Origin of the sequence: Acinetobacter haemolyticus (genome assembly GCF_900406815.1) — a bacterium.
Lineage (GTDB): Bacteria > Pseudomonadota > Gammaproteobacteria > Pseudomonadales > Moraxellaceae > Acinetobacter > Acinetobacter haemolyticus_A.
The window spans coordinates 1-15,801 of sequence record NZ_OVCN01000026.1 but is presented as its reverse complement, the minus strand read 5'-3'; the positions used below and the strand labels follow the sequence as shown (position 1 = coordinate 15,801).

13 protein-coding genes and 1 tRNA gene are annotated in these 15,801 nt (G+C 39.7%); 5 read left to right on the top strand and 9 right to left on the bottom strand.

The genetic code is table 11. The annotated features are described in order from the left end of the window. Positions 1-176: 176 nt before the first annotated feature. Genes DK207_RS14855 through DK207_RS14845 form a run of 3 tightly spaced genes read right to left on the bottom strand, consistent with a single transcriptional unit; the run spans position 177 to position 4,015 of the window. Positions 177-1,364 (bottom strand): OprD family outer membrane porin, encoded by a 1,188-nt coding sequence (locus DK207_RS14855; protein WP_109441856.1) that lies wholly within the window; start codon positions 1,362-1,364, stop codon positions 177-179. Position 1,365: 1 nt separating this feature from the next. Beyond that, on the bottom strand, positions 1,366-2,328 hold the full coding sequence (locus DK207_RS14850) for a formylglycine-generating enzyme family protein (RefSeq protein ID WP_109441855.1): 963 nt from the start codon (positions 2,326-2,328) through the stop codon (positions 1,366-1,368). Between the two features lie 10 nt (positions 2,329-2,338). Next, positions 2,339-4,015 carry an arylsulfatase gene (locus DK207_RS14845; protein ID WP_109441854.1) on the bottom strand — a complete coding sequence of 559 codons (1,677 nt, stop codon included), beginning with the start codon at positions 4,013-4,015 and terminating at the stop codon, positions 2,339-2,341. A gap of 396 nt (positions 4,016-4,411) precedes the next feature. Between DK207_RS14845 and DK207_RS14840 the strand changes: the two genes are divergently transcribed. Next, entirely contained in the window at positions 4,412-5,761 is a 1,350-nt protein-coding gene (locus tag DK207_RS14840; protein ID WP_109441853.1) for an MFS transporter, read from the top strand. A gap of 31 nt (positions 5,762-5,792) precedes the next feature. Continuing rightward, on the top strand, positions 5,793-7,073 hold the full coding sequence (locus tag DK207_RS14835) for an OprD family outer membrane porin (RefSeq protein ID WP_109441852.1): 1,281 nt from the start codon (positions 5,793-5,795) through the stop codon (positions 7,071-7,073). A 1-nt stretch (position 7,074) separates the two neighbouring features. Here DK207_RS14835 and DK207_RS14830 read toward each other — a convergent pair. Together DK207_RS14830 and DK207_RS14825 are read right to left on the bottom strand one after the other, a co-directional pair. Beyond that, positions 7,075-7,150: transfer RNA gene (locus DK207_RS14830), tRNA-Arg, on the bottom strand. 70 nt (positions 7,151-7,220) lie between these two features. After that, the gene (locus DK207_RS14825) at positions 7,221-8,579 is read right to left on the bottom strand and encodes an amino acid permease (protein ID WP_005083094.1); all 1,359 of its coding nucleotides are present in this window, start codon (positions 8,577-8,579) and stop codon (positions 7,221-7,223) included. Positions 8,580-8,947: 368 nt separating this feature from the next. Between DK207_RS14825 and prpF the strand changes: the two genes are divergently transcribed. Next, on the top strand, positions 8,948-10,135 hold the full coding sequence (gene prpF, locus DK207_RS14820; RefSeq protein WP_075314975.1) for a 2-methylaconitate cis-trans isomerase PrpF: 1,188 nt from the start codon (positions 8,948-8,950) through the stop codon (positions 10,133-10,135). A 113-nt stretch (positions 10,136-10,248) separates the two neighbouring features. Next, positions 10,249-11,160 carry a polyprenyl synthetase family protein gene (locus DK207_RS14815; protein ID WP_109441851.1) on the top strand — a complete coding sequence of 304 codons (912 nt, stop codon included), beginning with the start codon at positions 10,249-10,251 and terminating at the stop codon, positions 11,158-11,160. A gap of 53 nt (positions 11,161-11,213) precedes the next feature. On the opposite strand, the gene DK207_RS14810 is transcribed toward DK207_RS14815, so the two are convergent. The 4 genes from DK207_RS14810 to DK207_RS14795 form a co-directional block, all read right to left on the bottom strand. Continuing rightward, positions 11,214-12,065, bottom strand: a complete 852-nt coding sequence (locus DK207_RS14810; RefSeq protein ID WP_005089347.1) for an SPFH domain-containing protein — start codon at positions 12,063-12,065, stop codon at positions 11,214-11,216. Positions 12,066-12,083: 18 nt separating this feature from the next. Next, the gene (locus DK207_RS14805; RefSeq protein ID WP_005089349.1) at positions 12,084-12,545 is read right to left on the bottom strand and encodes an NfeD family protein; all 462 of its coding nucleotides are present in this window, start codon (positions 12,543-12,545) and stop codon (positions 12,084-12,086) included. Positions 12,546-12,676: 131 nt separating this feature from the next. Then, a complete protein-coding gene (locus DK207_RS14800; RefSeq protein WP_109441850.1) occupies positions 12,677-13,594 on the bottom strand; it encodes a patatin-like phospholipase family protein in 918 nt (305 codons plus the stop codon). A 62-nt stretch (positions 13,595-13,656) separates the two neighbouring features. Next, positions 13,657-14,283: a lysophospholipid acyltransferase family protein gene (locus tag DK207_RS14795; protein WP_004640488.1), complete on the bottom strand. Its 627-nt coding sequence runs from the start codon at positions 14,281-14,283 to the stop codon at positions 13,657-13,659. A 145-nt stretch (positions 14,284-14,428) separates the two neighbouring features. On the opposite strand from DK207_RS14795, the gene DK207_RS14790 reads away from it, so the two are divergent. Further along, positions 14,429-15,679, top strand: a complete 1,251-nt coding sequence (locus tag DK207_RS14790) for an MFS transporter (RefSeq protein ID WP_109441849.1) — start codon at positions 14,429-14,431, stop codon at positions 15,677-15,679. Positions 15,680-15,801 lie beyond the last annotated feature (122 nt).

Genomic DNA, 15,801 nt, shown 5'->3' with positions numbered 1-15,801 from the left:
CTTATTGGATCCAATTTATAATAAATAATTAAGTTGGTCAACCCATGGTTTTGGGTTGATCGTAAATATTAAAAGCTAATACACCCTTAATTTGGTGTGTTTTAGCATTTTTTGATTATTTTGTTTGTAAGGTGATTTAAAAGAAAAGTATAAATTGGATCCATATATTTGTATTTTTAAAATTTTAGAGTGTAGTGAATCATCATTCTTTGCTCATCAAGGCTTTTACCATGTTTTGTATCATAGTTAATATTTAAAAATAGAAGTTTTAGGTTTTTGACCCAGAGATTTAAATCATATTGAATAAGAAGATCGCTTTCTTGCTCAAAATCATCTTTATTTTGTGTTTGAAATGAATCGCCATAAATGTATTTATAAGTGATTTTTAGACCTTGGATATAGTCTTTAAAATCATAGCTGCTCACGAAATGATAGGATTTTTCATTGGCTTTGGTAAATGCCCCTAATGTCCAGTTCATCATATGTGGAATTGGTGATCCATCGAGTTTAGGTATGCCATCTCTACCAAAATTTTCCTGATAGCCGAATCCAGTACTAAAATTGCCAAGCTGGATAAAGTGCATTGCACCTAATGATGTATTGTTATATTCGCCTAATTTTGCATTTCCAATATCTGTGTGTTGAAAGAGACGGAATTTTGTACTGTGTTGATTTGACCATTGATAATCAACAGCGAAGTAACTCTGATTAATGATATCGGTTAAATAACCATTGTAGAGTTTCCAGGAATATTGTGGTTTTTTTCCATTCCATTCGAAAAAATATAAACCATCAGATTCTTGTTTGGAGATAGCGAGTTTTTTATAGTCTTCCTCATTTCGAGGAGAATACCGGTTGATATATCCGAGCGTGAAATTCTGTTGTTGTTGCTGATATTTAAATTCGGCACCTTTGTAATTAACTCTTAATTGGTGGGTATCTACTTGGGGTGTGAGAGGGGTGTTGGGGGTGATTTCACCAATATTGATACGAAAGTCTTTGTACTCAACTGCTGCACCTAAACCGTATTTACTGTAGTGCTGGGCTTGTTGTTTTGTGTCGGGATCAAATGGTAGGGTGAAGTCATTTGCATGTTGATCGGAACTCAGACGATAGGCATATTGTAAGCTCGGGATAAGGTGGAGTTGGACGTCATTTAATTTTACCGACCAGTCACCACGATAAAGCAAGCCTTGGCTCAAGCTGTTTGAATTTGCACTGGGGTCATCTTTGTAGTCGCGCTCAAAGCTAAAGGTTTTAAAGCTAAGCTCATTTTGAAAATTAAAAGTTTCGGTTGCATATGCAGAACAGCAGGCAATAGTAATCCCTGGGACAAGCATCCCATACATTAATAAATATTTCATGTTAATTCCTTTTTACAGTTCTAAATCCAACGTGACTCGTTGCTAAATCAAGCTCTTGTGGGTGTCTCGCGGCAGCGCGATAACGTGCGCAATAATTACTTGCACACAGGTACGAACCTCCTTTAATGGTGTATTGCAAAATATTGTTTGGGTCATTTCTGTAAATCGCTGGATTTCCCATATGGTGGTCTCTCGGTCCCGTATAAGGCGTTTGAGTCCACTCCCAAACATTTCCAATCATGTCGTATAGCCCAAAGGGATTTGCCTTAAAGCAACCTACGGGTGCTACATCATTAAAACCATCTTGTTGGGTATTTTGATAAGGAAACTCACCTTGCCAGTAATTTGCAATAATGTGTCCTTGATGGGTTGGGCCAATATCGGGCTGGTGTTGAAATCCTTTGGCGGCATATTCCCATTCGAGTTCTGTTGGTAGGTCATGTCCTAACCAATGTGCATAGGCATAGGCGTCATTCCATGTGATTAGACGTACCGGCTCATTTGGAAGTGGAGACCTATTGCTATTTGTACCCCATGGCTGCTTCCAATTCGCTCCTTGTTTAAAAGTCCACCATTGCATTTCCTCTACGGGAGCAGTTGGTTGAACAAAAACAGCGGCACCACCTTGTTTTTCAGCATCTGTGATATAACCAGTTTGCTGGATAAACTCCGCAAATTGAGCATTGGTCACTTCGGTTGCATCAATCCAAAATGATTTGACTGAACTGGGTTCTTGTGTGAAAGGTTTTTCATCGTCATAACCTTGTGTTGAACCAAGCTGTATTTGTCCAGCAGGGAGTTGAATCATTCCTGCGGTGTTATTTTCTGGCCAATCGGAAGGTCGGCCAGAATAATCTGAACATTTTGATATGTCACCTAGGTTTAAAGCCATTTGCTCATTGGGTGTATGTTTTTGACATCCATATATGAATAGGAAGGGTAAGAGCGTGATGACTATTTTCATCAGCTAGCTCCTATTTCTTGATGTATTGTTCAAAATCGACAACACCATTTTCATCGGCATATTTTAAGTATTTATCATTTAAAATTTTTACGATATCAGGGTGTTGAGTAGAAACATTGTGCTGTTCATTGAAATCACTTTTTAAATTATAGAGTTCCCAACCTTGACTGTTGAACTTCGATGGAGAGTTTTCTACGAGTTTCCATTCATCATTTTTGGCATAACGACTACCGTGTAATTCCTTGAAATCATGGTAATTTACTGGTCGAATGCGGGCATTTTTGTTTTTCAGTGCAGGAATTAGGCTAAAGCCAGAGGGTTGAATTTTTTTGCTTGATGTTGAGTAAAGTTGATCAGATTGAATATTTGCTAGTTCCATTACGGTTGGGAAGACATCACGTACAGTCGCAAAATGATTGTTGACTCCTCGATCTTTGGAAAGATGTTGCGGGTATTTGATGATAAAAGGGACGCGCACGCCACCTTCTGAAGCGGCAGATTTCCAATAGGTGAAGGGTGTGCTACTCACTTCTGACCACCGTGGTCCCATATATACATAGGAGGTGGCTTTACCAATATTTTCATAACTGTTATCTGCCTCACCCATTGGGAAGTTATGATTTCCTCCTTCAGCACCATTATCTGACATGAAAATGATGAGTGTGTTTTCATATTGGTGATGTTTCTTTAAATACTGGATGATATCTCCGATGCGATCATCCAATTGAGTGATCATGCCTGCATAAACTTCCATTTTCCGAGCTTCGTATTTACGCTCTTCAGAGGATAAGTCTGACCAGCTTTTGGTGTTGAGTGCCTGATTTCCGTGTTGCGCTGGGAGTTTTGCGTTAACTGGAATCAATCCTAATTTTTTCTGCTTTTTAAAGCGCTGTTTTCTGATCGCGTCATAGCCTTGATCATATTTTCCTTTATAAAGATTTAAATACGCATCTGGTGCCTGAATTGGCCAGTGAGGTGCGGTATACGCTAGATAGGCAAAGAAAGGTTTAGCTTGTTTATTCTTATCGAGATATTCAAAAGCTTTTTGAGTAAAGTAATCGGTAGAAAAGTAGCCGTCAGGTAACTCAGTTTTTTGACCATTTTCGGTATATTGGACTTCACGTGGATAGTTTTTGGGTTGGTCTTTGAAGTGTAAGTCAAACCCATCTAATAAAACAAAGGATTGATCAAAACCACGTGCATGAGGGTTGTGTTCTGATGCATGACCTAAATGCCATTTACCGACCATGAGAGTATAATAATCTTTGCGCTTTAGAATTTCGGCGAGGGTGTAGGCATTTGGGGTTAAATGACCGGAATATCCATCGACTTTAAGAAGCGAGCGTGGACTATTTTCACCTACCAATGCTGTTTGGCGTTTAGATGTTTCATACATCGCACCTAAACCTACGAGATGATTGTCGGCTCCTGTCATGAGTTGTGCTCTAGTGGGTGAGCACATTGATGATGCATGGAAATTGAAAAGCATCTTTCCCTGTTTTAATAAGCTATCAATGTTTGGTGTTTTAATTTCACTGCCGTAAGCACCAATATCTGAAAAACCTAAATCATCCGCCAAAATAATCATAATGTTGGGTGTTTGAGTTGATTTAGCTTGAGCTATGGGCAGGGTATGCCCTAGAAAAGTGAGTCCAAGTGTAAAGTGAACGATTTGTTTTAGCTTCATCTCTCAATCCTTTGGTGTAGTCAGTGCATCATGCACATAGGGGAATATTTTTGTTTAAAAAATGGGCTCACTGAAAGCATAATTTATTTTTTAAATTGGATCCATATTTAATTTAAATTATTTGAAAATTATTCTCTTGTATTGTTTTTAGAATTTAAATTAATAAAATACATGCATTTAAGTTTAAATTTTAAATCACACCTAAAAAACCATTGATTTTTTGGATCCATTTATTCGGTATAAAAAAAGCAGGATGCTTAGCAAAACGTATCGACAGCATACGGTTTGTGAAATCAAACAATGTTAATAAATTTTTGGATAGGGATATGCATGATCAGCCATCGCACGCTTTTGCGTTGATGTATGTGTATTTTATCCAGTGTTGGAGATATACACATGAACCGAGATGTTCTAAGTGAAATAAACCAAAATAAGATGAGCCGTTATCAATGGTTCGTGATTTCAATTTGTATTTGTCTAAATATTATCGATGGTTTTGATGTCATGGTCATGGCATTTACGGCGCCCTCAGTGTCTATGGAGTGGTCTTTGTCGGGGGCACAAATCGGAATGCTATTAAGTGCAGGCCTGTTTGGAATGGCTGCTGGTTCAATATTTTTAGCGCCTTTTGCAGACAAAGTGGGGCGTCGTTTATTGATCTTAACTTGCTTGGTTATTTCTGGTTTAAGCATGTTGGCCTGTGCATTTGTAGACAATCACCATATCTTAGCAATACTTCGTTTTATCACGGGTGTTGGGGTTGGCGGTATTCTGGCGAGTAGTAATGTTTTAGCGAGTGAATATGCCAATGGGCAATGGAGAAGTCTTGCAGTGAGTTTAATGTCTACTGGTTATGGAATCGGTGCGACATTGGGAGGCGTATTATCACTGGCATTGATTGAACAATTGGGTTGGCGTTCAATTTTCTTGGCAGGGGGGATTGCGACGATCATGATGCTATTTGTGAGCATCTGGTTGCTGCCAGAATCACTGGATTATTTGTTGGCAAAAAGACCGAAACAAGCATTAAAGCAAATTAATATAACGATGCAGAGAATAGGGGGAAGTACTCTGTCTGCTTTACCACACCAAGTAAAAACCAGTACCGCGGGAAATAAAGGGGAGTTGGTCAAGCTATTTGATGGACATCTTCGCTTCCAAACACTTTGCCTTTGGTTTGCTTTTTTCTTAGTAATGTTCGGTTTTTATTTTGTGATGAGCTGGACACCTAAAATTTTACTTTCAATGGGAATGTCAGCTGATCAGGGTGTGACGACCGGAATTTTAATTAGTATTGGCGGGATTTTTGGTGCGGCAATCATCGGATTACTTGCTTCACGTATCAAAATTTTCTACGCATTAAGCCTGTTCTTAGGGTTAACGGCAGTTTGTGTATTCTTATTTGTTGCAGTATCAACGCATGTCAGTATAGCGCTGGTGGTTGGTTTGCTATTAGGAACGCTTATCAATGGTTGTGTAGCAGGCTTATATTCAATCTCACCGACAATTTATGATGCTGAAATCCGTAGTCGTGGTGTAGGTTATGCCATTGGATTTGGTCGTATTGGTGCAATTTTATCACCAACAGTTGCAGGCATTTTTCTGGATAAAGGTATCGCTCCAGCCACGCTTTATGCTTATTACGGTGTGGTCTTTATTTTAGCTATTTTCTTGATTTTAAGCTTGGGTAATGCTTTTTACAGGAACAAAAAAGAGCAAAATTACGCCCTTAAAACAGCACCTTAAATCCTAAAAAATTAAATAGTTGAGATAAAAAATGAAAAAGACATCTGTATGGATGGGGATATGCTTGTGCCCGTTATTTAGTCAGATCGCACATGCCGAGTTTATTGAAGACAGTAAAGCCGAGCTGACACTTCGAAATTTTTACTTCGACCGAGACTATAAGCAAGATCCATATCCCTATACAGCCGCCAGAGATTGGGCACAGGGTTTAATCTTTAAAGGACAGTCTGGTTATACCGAGGGTAACGTAGGATTCGGTCTTGATGTGTTGGCAATGGCAGGCTTTAACTTGATGGGCAATCGTGCAGATGACTATGCTCGTAGTGGTTTATTGCAGGTCAATGCGGATAATTCTCGTGATGATTATTATGGGAAAATTGGAATTACGGGAAAGGCAAAATTCAGAAAAAATGAGCTATTTGTGGGGGATCTCGTTCCACAATTGCCGACTATATTTTCATCACCAGCACGTTTATTTCCCCAGACTTATCGCGGGGTTCGCTTTGTTTCAAATGAAATTCCAAATCTTCAATTAGAGGGGTTTTATGTAGATGAAGTGCGGCAACGCGACTCGATTCGCTATACAGAGGTGGGTATAAATAATATCAACCAACGTTTTGACAAATCAGCAAAGACTGATCATTTTTATAGTTTCGGGGGAAATTACCAATTAAAAGATTACCGTTTGCGTGCTTATCACGCCGAACTTAAAGATATTTACCAGCAACAATTTTTAGGTTTTAACGGGAAACAAGCCTTAAACGAACAACTTAATTTTTTAAGTGATGTGCGTTTTTTTAATAGTGCTGAAACGGGAAGCAAAAAAATCGGAGAGGTGGATAACCATCATTTGAGTGGTTTATTTGGTTTGAATTATCAAAATCATACGATTTCTTTGGGATATATGCAGTCGTTTGGTTCGACGGGATTGCCATTTTTGTCGGGAACCGAAAGTCCTGTTGTGCTGGATTTTATGAGTTCGGATTATTCGAACAAGGATGAAAAAGTCTATTCAGTTCGTTATGAGTATGATTTCAAAAATGCTCAATTAGGTGATATTTCCTTAAATGGTCTTCGTTTTATGACACGATATGCAAAAGGAGAAGATATTGATTTACTCCAATATGGAGATCAACGTTTTAAAGAGGAATCAATTGAGTTCGATCTGGGGTATAAAATCCCTGAAGGTAAATTACAAGGTTTAGGAATGCGTGCACGTTTTTCCCATTATCGTAATGATATGCCAACGAATATGGTTTTCCATTCAGCGAATGAAATGCGTTTTAACATTGATTATAGTTTTAGGTTTTAATTGGTGCGCTCAGCGGGACTCGAACCCACGTCGGTCGCTTAGGAGGCAACTGCTCTATCCAGTTAAGCTATGAGCGCATAGTGCAATGATTATAAACAAAAAAGTGATTGCCGAAGCAATCACTTTTTGATTAAAGCGACCAACTGTTTAATCTTTGGATTTTGGGTTGAGAACTTTATATAGCGCAAGCATGAGCACAATCCAAATAGGGATCATAAGCACAGACTCTTTAAAGCCTTGTTGCCACATGATAAAGAGAACCACAGCAATAAATGCTAATACTAAATAATTGCTAAATGGCGCCCAAAGTGCAGGGAAGCTTGTTTTCAGACCAGTTTTCTTGATCATTTTCATAAACTGAAGATGCGTTAAGCTGATCATCGCCCAGTTTAAAACCAATGCCCCAACAACCACATACATCAAATGACCAAGTGCTTCTTCTGGTACAAAATAGTTTAAAAGTACGCAGCCAAAAATCAACAAAGCAGAAAGTAAAACAGCAGGAATTGGCACGCCTTGTTTATTGGTTTTTGTGAACACTTTTGGCGCATTGCCTTGCTGAGCTAGACCATAGAGCATACGACTATTTGCATACATACCACTGTTATAAACAGATAATGCGGCGGTTAGAATGATGAAGTTTAGTAAGTGTGCTGCCCAACCAATTCCCATTTGACTAAAAATCATCACAAATGGGCTTTTATCGAGACCACCTAAATCAAGTTGATTCCAAGGAACCAATGACAGAAGGATCGTCAATGAACCGATATAGAAAATCAGGATACGAAATACCACTTGGTTAATGGCTTTCGGAATGGTTTTCTTTGGATCTTTTGCTTCTGCCGCAGCCATCCCGATAAGTTCAATACCACCAAAAGCGAACATCAAGAAAGCCAACATGAAGAACAAGCCTTCAAAACCATTTGGAAAAAAGCCACCATGTGTCCAAAGATTGCTAAATGACGCAGTTGAATTTGCATCAGCGGTAGCGATCAAGAACAAACCAAATAGAATCATGGCTATCACGGCTGTTACTTTGATGATCGCTAACCAAAACTCGGATTCACCATAGAATTTTACATTGGTAAGGTTAATCGCGGTGATCACAAGAAAGAAAAACAATACAGATGACCATGCAGGAATATGAGGCCACCAGTAATTGATATATTTTGCGACAGCAGTAAGTTCTGCCATAGCCACTAAGATATAGAGAACCCAATAGTTCCAACCCGATAGGAAACCTGGAAATTTACCCCAATATTTATACGCAAAATGGCTAAATGAACCTGCAACGGGTTCTTCGACGATCATTTCGCCGAGTTGACGCATGATTAGAAATGCGATCAAACCGCCAATTGCATAACCCAAAATGATAGATGGTCCAGCAGACTGGATCACTTGTGCAGAACCTAAAAATAAGCCCGTACCAATTGCCCCACCCATGGCGATGAGCTGAATATGACGGTTTTTTAGTCCACGCTGAAGTTGAGAAGTATCGTTGTTCAAAGGACTGAGCTCGACGAGGAATAAGTGGATTATTCTAATAGATTGAAAGATTTTCGCCTAGTAAAACAACAGTTAGGCTATGACTGGAAAGTAGTGTTAAAAAATCCTTGAAAATCCTATATTTGAATCGATGGTAAAATAAACAAAGATGAATGTTTAAACAACTAGAAATAGCTCTTGCTGTTTAATTCACAATTTTTTATTTTGTTGCCATTGTCAAACACAGCCGATCCACTGAATATACAGGGCATAATTTAAGCATGATATTTGGCTTAGAAAAATAGGTTATAAAGTATTTTGGCTTGTTGTACAGTAATTTTAAATGAAATCGCTATTGTACGAAAAACACGATAAAAGGATGAAATGAAATGAGCTCAGTCCCACAAATTAAAGTCCCTGCTACCTATATGCGTGGGGGGACAAGTAAGGGGGTTTTTTTCAAATTAGATGATTTGCCGACATCAGCACAAGTGGCTGGCCAAGCGCGTGATCAACTCCTTCTCCGTGTGATCGGCAGTCCTGACCCATATGCTAAGCAAATTGATGGGATGGGTGGGGCAACGTCAAGCACCAGTAAAACTGTAATTTTGGCAAAAAGTTCTGAGCCAGAACATGATGTGGATTATTTATTTGGCCAAGTCTCGATAGATCAACCTTTTGTAGACTGGAGTGGTAACTGCGGTAATTTAACTGCGGCAGTTGGATCCTTTGCAATTTCAAATGGTTTGGTCGATGCTGAGCGTATTCCTGAAAATGGTATATGTACGGTACGTATCTGGCAGAAAAATATTCAGAAGACCATCATTGCTCATGTGCCGATCACTAATGGAGAAGTTCAAGAAACAGGTGATTTTGAGTTAGATGGTGTGACTTTCCCAGCAGCAGAAGTTCAGATCGAGTTTTTAGATCCTGCTGATGATGGTGAAGATGGCGGTGATATGTTCCCTACAGGAAATGTGGTGGATCAACTCAATGTACCTGATATTGGATCATTCCAAGCGACCTTTATTAATGCGGGTATTCCAACTATTTTCTTAAATGCAGAAGATATTGGCTACCAAGGGACTGAGTTGCAAGATCATATCAATAGTGATGCGACAGCGCTGGCTCGTTTTGAAAAGATTCGTGCTTATGGTGCTGTGCAAATGGGGTTATTTAAAGATATTTCTGAAGCCGCATCTCGTCAGCACACGCCAAAGATCGCTTTTGTGTCTAAGCCCAAAACCTATATCTCTTCAAGCGGAAAATCTGTTGAGGCAACTGAGGTGGATCTGCTGGTACGTGCCCTTTCTATGGGGAAACTGCACCATGCAATGATGGGTACAGCTGCTGTTGCGATCGGTACGGCCGCTGCAGTTCCAGGTACCTTAGTTAATTTAGCCGCAGGTGGTGGTGAACGAGAAGCGGTACGTTTTGGTCACCCATCAGGAACATTGCGTGTTGGTGCGCAGGCAGAATTGATTGATGGTAAATGGTCAGTAAAAAAAGCCATTATGAGTCGAAGTGCTCGTGTACTGATGGAAGGCTGGGTGCGCGTTCCAGGAGATAGTTTCTAAGGTCTGTATAAATCCCCCTGTTATAAGGGGGACTTCCTCGAAATTGATGATATGATGTCGACATTCCGACAAATCTTGTCATATCATTTTTTATTCAATATTTCGAGGCAATTGTGTCATCTATTTCTCCAGTTAATGCGGATGTTTTAAAACAAGCTCAACAACGTATTCAACAAGATTTATTGACTGCATTAGCTGCATTTTCTATTCCAGAACCGTTAAAAGCAGCCGTCCATCATGCAGTCATGCTTGGGGGCAAGCGTGTTCGTCCAGCATTGTGCTATGCCACAGCTTCGTTAAAACCAAATCATAATTTTGCCGCAGTTCGCCGTGCTGCCGTTGCCGTTGAGTTAATTCATTGTTATTCCTTGGCACATGATGATTTGCCATGTATGGATAATGATTTATTACGTCGTGGTCAACCAACTTGTCATGTGGTATTTGGTGAAGACACGGCATTGCTGGCAGGAGATATTTTGCAATCGATGGCATTTGAGATCCTTGGCAGTCGTTTATTTGACGAACAAGGACAGGGTATAGATAGTCAGATCGTACTCAAGCAAATGCAGATTTTGGCAACCGCGAGTTCAAAAATGGTTGCTGGGCAGGTATTAGACCTACAAGCCGAAGGAAAACAAGTTGATCAAACTGAATTAGAAAATATTCATCGTAATAAAACAGGGGCATTGATTCAGGCTGCGATCATGATGGGGGCTGTTACTGTTTTTGCCGGGACGGATCCAGCAATTCCGAAATTACGTCAATTCGGGCAAACCATTGGTTTAGCTTTCCAAGTGCAAGATGATATTTTAGATATTACGGCCAGTACTGAAACTTTAGGAAAGACTGCAGGCAAGGATGAACAAGTACAGAAATCAACTTATCCTGCACTGATGGGTTTGGAACAGGCTAAAACCTATGCTCAGACTTTACATGATCAGGCTTTTGATGCATTGGTGTATTTTGGTGACCAAGCGCAGGAGTTAACTGCTATTTCACACTTTTTGCTTGCTCGAAAAAGCTAATCTAAGAAATAAAAAAAGCGGCAAATTTGCCGCTTTTTTTAGAGAATCATGGTTTAGTGTTTGCCCATTAATCCACGAATTGTATTTAAGACATCAGCAGGCAATACCACAGTTTTGGCATTGTTTGATTTTGATAACTCTTGCATGGCTTTAACATATTGCTCACCAAGCAAGTAAGCAACAGGCGTTTCTTTATCGCCAACTGCACTTGTTACCATTTCAATTGCACGTTTAGATGCTTCAGCAAGGACAACTTGTGCTTCTGCATCACGACGAGAAGCTTCTAAACGACCATCTGCCTCTAAGATCGCAGCTTGTTTCTCACCATCTGCTTTAGTTACGGTTGCACGACGTTGACGTTCAGCAGCAGCTTGGGCTTCCATTGCTGCTTGCATAGTGTGTGATGGTTGAATGTCTTGGATCTCAACCGTTTTAAGGGTAATTCCCCAATCTGCAATATCGTCAGAAATCGCAGCTTTAAGCTTCGCTTTGATCTGATCTCGAGAAGACAAAGCATCATCTAAAGCCATTTCACCAGCGATTGAACGCAGTGAAGTTTGAACCATGTTCTGAATCGCCCAGTTATAGTTCTCAATACCATAGACTGCTTTTTCAGGTGTTGTAATATTGATATATGCCACAGCATTCATCACTAATACAGCATTATCACTGGTAATCACTTCTTGCGAAGGAATATCCAAAACAATATCTTTGGTGGTGATTTTATAAGCGACTTCGTCAATATACGGAATCACGAAATTCAAACCTGGCTGTAGAGTGGTATGGTATTTACCTAATCGTTGAACAATCCATTTGTAGCCTTGAGGAACGAGACGTACCCCTTTGAAAATGGTTGTCGCAACAAATGCTAAAAACGCAATGACAACTATAGTACCGACAGACATTTGAAACCCTCTTTTTGTTTATGAATTGCAATGTGGTTGGACGACTAAATCATTGCCCAAAATATCAATTACGCGTACGCGATCACCCACTTTGACTGGCGTTGTACAGCGACAATGCCATTCATCAGAACCCAATAAAGGCAATGAGAAACGAACCAGAATTTGTTCATGCTCAAGACCTGTTTGAATCACCATACCCACTTGACCAATGGTGGCTTCGCGAGAAAGACCAGCCTTGGTTTTGTCGATAGATAATGGTTTGATAAATTTGAACCAAAGAAGCGTACATAAAATAGATAAAATTCCCCAAGTAATGACTTGAGTTGGAAATCCCATCATTGGGAAGAGCCATAATAAAATGCAGACCATGATGGCAGCTATGCCGAACCATAGCGCGGCAAACGCAGGTAAAATTAACTCTGAAAGAATGAGTAAAATCCCTAATACAAACCAGTGCCAAGGCTCAACTACAAATTCCATAGATTTGCTCGCATTATAAAAGTACAGGAGATGAAAATTTATTCATCTCCTGTACTCTAGCAGATCATTAACTCTATGAATATACAGGAGCTGTCGATATTTAAAATATCGATAGCTGCTATGTCCTTTTTTTAGAATCTAGGTGTCGGGGCAGGTTTTAATGCAGCTGGTGATTTCTTAAATGCAGTAATCGCATTTTGAATCGCAACGATCTTCGCTTGAGCTGCTTTTTCACCTTCAAGAATGGCTTGATGACTGGATTTTAAATCAAGTACACCGAGATGCCCGACTTTAGGTTGGATTACAATCGAGGCTTGATTGAGTTCCTCATTGATACTTTGCTGTCCCATAATGTTTAGCGTTTGATCAAGTAATCCCCACATGCTGACAGGTCGATCAGCTGTTGGTCGAGCAGAGATATCTACTGCAATCACGATATCAGCCCCCATATCTTTTGCAGTTTTCACTGGAATCGGGCTGACTAGTCCACCATCAACATATTTGGTATTTCCAATGACGGTAGGAACAAATACGTTTGGAATACTACACGACGCTCGAACTGCTTGTCCTGCATTTCCTTTAATGAACTCCGCCTTTTTACCATTATCTAAACGTGTCGCTACAGCTGCGAAACGAATTGGAAATTTTTCAATTGGCTTATTTCCAATTTGAGTGTTGACGTAGTTTTGTAGCTTTTGACCCAGAATAAATCCTTGACTATTTATGGTCAAATCACGGAGATCTGATTCTTGGAGTTTCAAAGCAAGATTTTGCATTTGATAAGGCGTTTGTCCGCTGGCATAAATACTGCCGACAAAGCTGCCTGCACTTGTACCTGTGACGATTTTAGGTTTAATCCCATGTGATTCTAATACTTTGATCACACCAATGTGAGCAAAGCCTTTTGCGCCACCCCCGCCTAAGGCAATTGCAATCACAGGTTCACGTGCTTGCATCGTCGGAGTGGGAACAGTTTTCTTTGCAGTGGGATCACAGCCAAATAAAGTGAAGCTGACCAGCGCCAAACAAGAAAGTCGAGCAATATTCATATCGAATGTAGATTAATTAACCAATTGGAAGGGCACATCAGATCAGATTTACCCTTATTTTTCTAGTCTTTTTTCACTAGTTTTTGTAATGGCTCTGCAAGCCATTCGGGGTTTTTAGGTGAGAAATGGCCAACATAGTGTTGCATGATCTGCTCTAGATCTTGCTGATAATGTCCTGTTGGTGTGAAAGCACCTAAGCTGTAGATCGTCTTATGATCATAATCAAAGGCAAACATGACGATTGGAATACCTGCTGCATGCGCAATATGGTAAAAACCGCTTTTCATTTTCTCGGCTTTTTTTCGCGTTCCTTCAGGTGCCATACCGACCCAAATCCGTTCGTGTTGGTGTATGGTTGCAACAACTTGTTCTGTCAGCCCGTATGAGCTATCGCGACGTACAGGGATCAAGCCAGCCCAGTTGAGAAAGGCTTTGAAGGGTGGTTTAAACAACGTATCTTTTCCAAGCACTGTTATTTTTAGTCCCAAGCCACCAATCGCCAGAAAACCATACCAACCATCAATATTTGAAGTGTGTGGTGAAATAATGGCTACCGCTTTAGGAAGATTGGGAATTTCGCCGACGACCGTCCAACCTTGGCTTAAAAAGAGTTTTTTACACAATTCTCGGCTATAAAAGTTTCCACGTTGTGGCACTAATGGCGGTAAATCAGGAAAATGTTGTGGCATAAATAAAAATTTAAAATAACAACTTCTTATTATGTTAAGCGGTCATACGATACACTGCATTGGCAAAAAATAAGATTTTATGATCTTGAAAATGGAATGAATAGATACTTCTATATGTGGATTGCAGATTACAGGAATCGTTCGTATGCCTAATATTCGACAGGTTTATCTCCTGCTATTTTCGTTATATTGGGCGCAAGGTCTACCTGTTGGCTTTATGACGCATGCTTTACCTGTGATCTTAAGAGCACAAGGTGTGTCTTTGGCGCATATCGGTGGTTTTGGATTATTAATGTTGCCTTGGGCAATTAAAATCTTTTGGGCGCCATTTGTTGATCGAGTTGCATTGTCTAGGTTGGGACAATACCGCAGTTGGGTTATTCCAACGCAATTATGCAGCGTGACCATTTTGGTTATTCTTTCTTTTTTCCCAATTCATGCACTTGATCAACCCAGTTATTTGTTGATTTTCTTTGGGTTATTGTTGTTTATGAATCTGACTGGTGCGACGCAGGATATTGCCACGGATGCCTTGGCAGTAAATTTGCTAAAAAGTGATCAACAACACTGGGGGAATACGATTCAAGTGATTGGCTCACGACTTGGGTTTATCGTAGGCGGTGGAGCCGTGTTGTGGTGTTTGGATTGGTTACATTGGCAAGCAACCTTTTTGATTTTGGCGCTATTGGTTTTTTTGAATACGCTACCCGTTCTTTTCTTTCAAGAACCGATTCACGCCAAAGTGCAAACTACGCATGATCAGCCAGCTCACTCTATATTTAAAACGATTACTGCATATCTGGATTATTTTAAATCTTCTTCAGAATTAAAAGCATGGCTATTGGTTTTGGTCAGTTTCAAGATTGCGGATGGGTTGTCGGGGCCTTTACTCAAACCATTAATGGTTGATATGGGCTTGAGCTTCTCACAGATTGGAATTTATATCACTATGTTAGGTGCAGTCGCAGCTTTGGCTGGGGCAGGAATAGCAGGTGTCTTGCTGAAATATATTGCTAGACCAACTGCATTGATTGCATTTTCTTGGTTAAAAATCCTGAGCCTGCTGGGGTATGTTTGTTTGGCTTTTGTCTATGAACATGGTTATCAGATTAGTCCGTTGTGGCTATATCTAGTCAATGCATTTGAAGATGCGTGTTCTGCTCTATTGCTGGTGGTGATGCTGACTTTGATTATGCATTACAGTCGTAAACAATTTGCAGGGACTGATTTTACCTTTCAGGTTTCGATTATGGCGACAGTAAGTGGTTCACTCTACATGATCAGCGGCATATTGGGGGATGTATTAGGTTACTACTTTTATTTGATGATTATTGTGATTGTTGGGATGTTTACATTAATACCAATTTATTCGTGGAAATATAAAAAATTCTCTTAAATTATGGTAAATTATTGAAATAAATTAATTAAATTTCGTTTTTAATATTTTTGTATATGCTTTTTCATAGTTGGAAAGTGTATTCTTTCGCCATTTAAATATGTATTCAATCATACTAAATT

What these genes read in the sequence shown, in the direction of transcription:
- DK207_RS14840 (WP_109441853.1), top strand. Translation starts at nt 4,412, where the DNA reads ATGAACCGAGATGTTCTAAGTGAAATAAACCAAAATAAGATGAGCCGT.
- DK207_RS14800 (WP_109441850.1), bottom strand. Translation starts at nt 13,594, where the DNA reads ATGAATATTGCTCGACTTTCTTGTTTGGCGCTGGTCAGCTTCACTTTA.
- DK207_RS14790 (WP_109441849.1), top strand. Translation starts at nt 14,429, where the DNA reads ATGCCTAATATTCGACAGGTTTATCTCCTGCTATTTTCGTTATATTGG.
- DK207_RS14835 (WP_109441852.1), top strand. Translation starts at nt 5,793, where the DNA reads ATGAAAAAGACATCTGTATGGATGGGGATATGCTTGTGCCCGTTATTT.
- DK207_RS14805 (WP_005089349.1), bottom strand. Translation starts at nt 12,545, where the DNA reads ATGGAATTTGTAGTTGAGCCTTGGCACTGGTTTGTATTAGGGATTTTA.
- prpF (WP_075314975.1), top strand. Translation starts at nt 8,948, where the DNA reads ATGAGCTCAGTCCCACAAATTAAAGTCCCTGCTACCTATATGCGTGGG.
- DK207_RS14855 (WP_109441856.1), bottom strand. Translation starts at nt 1,364, where the DNA reads ATGAAATATTTATTAATGTATGGGATGCTTGTCCCAGGGATTACTATT.
- DK207_RS14810 (WP_005089347.1), bottom strand. Translation starts at nt 12,065, where the DNA reads ATGTCTGTCGGTACTATAGTTGTCATTGCGTTTTTAGCATTTGTTGCG.
- DK207_RS14850 (WP_109441855.1), bottom strand. Translation starts at nt 2,328, where the DNA reads ATGAAAATAGTCATCACGCTCTTACCCTTCCTATTCATATATGGATGT.
- DK207_RS14845 (WP_109441854.1), bottom strand. Translation starts at nt 4,015, where the DNA reads ATGAAGCTAAAACAAATCGTTCACTTTACACTTGGACTCACTTTTCTA.
- DK207_RS14795 (WP_004640488.1), bottom strand. Translation starts at nt 14,283, where the DNA reads ATGCCACAACATTTTCCTGATTTACCGCCATTAGTGCCACAACGTGGA.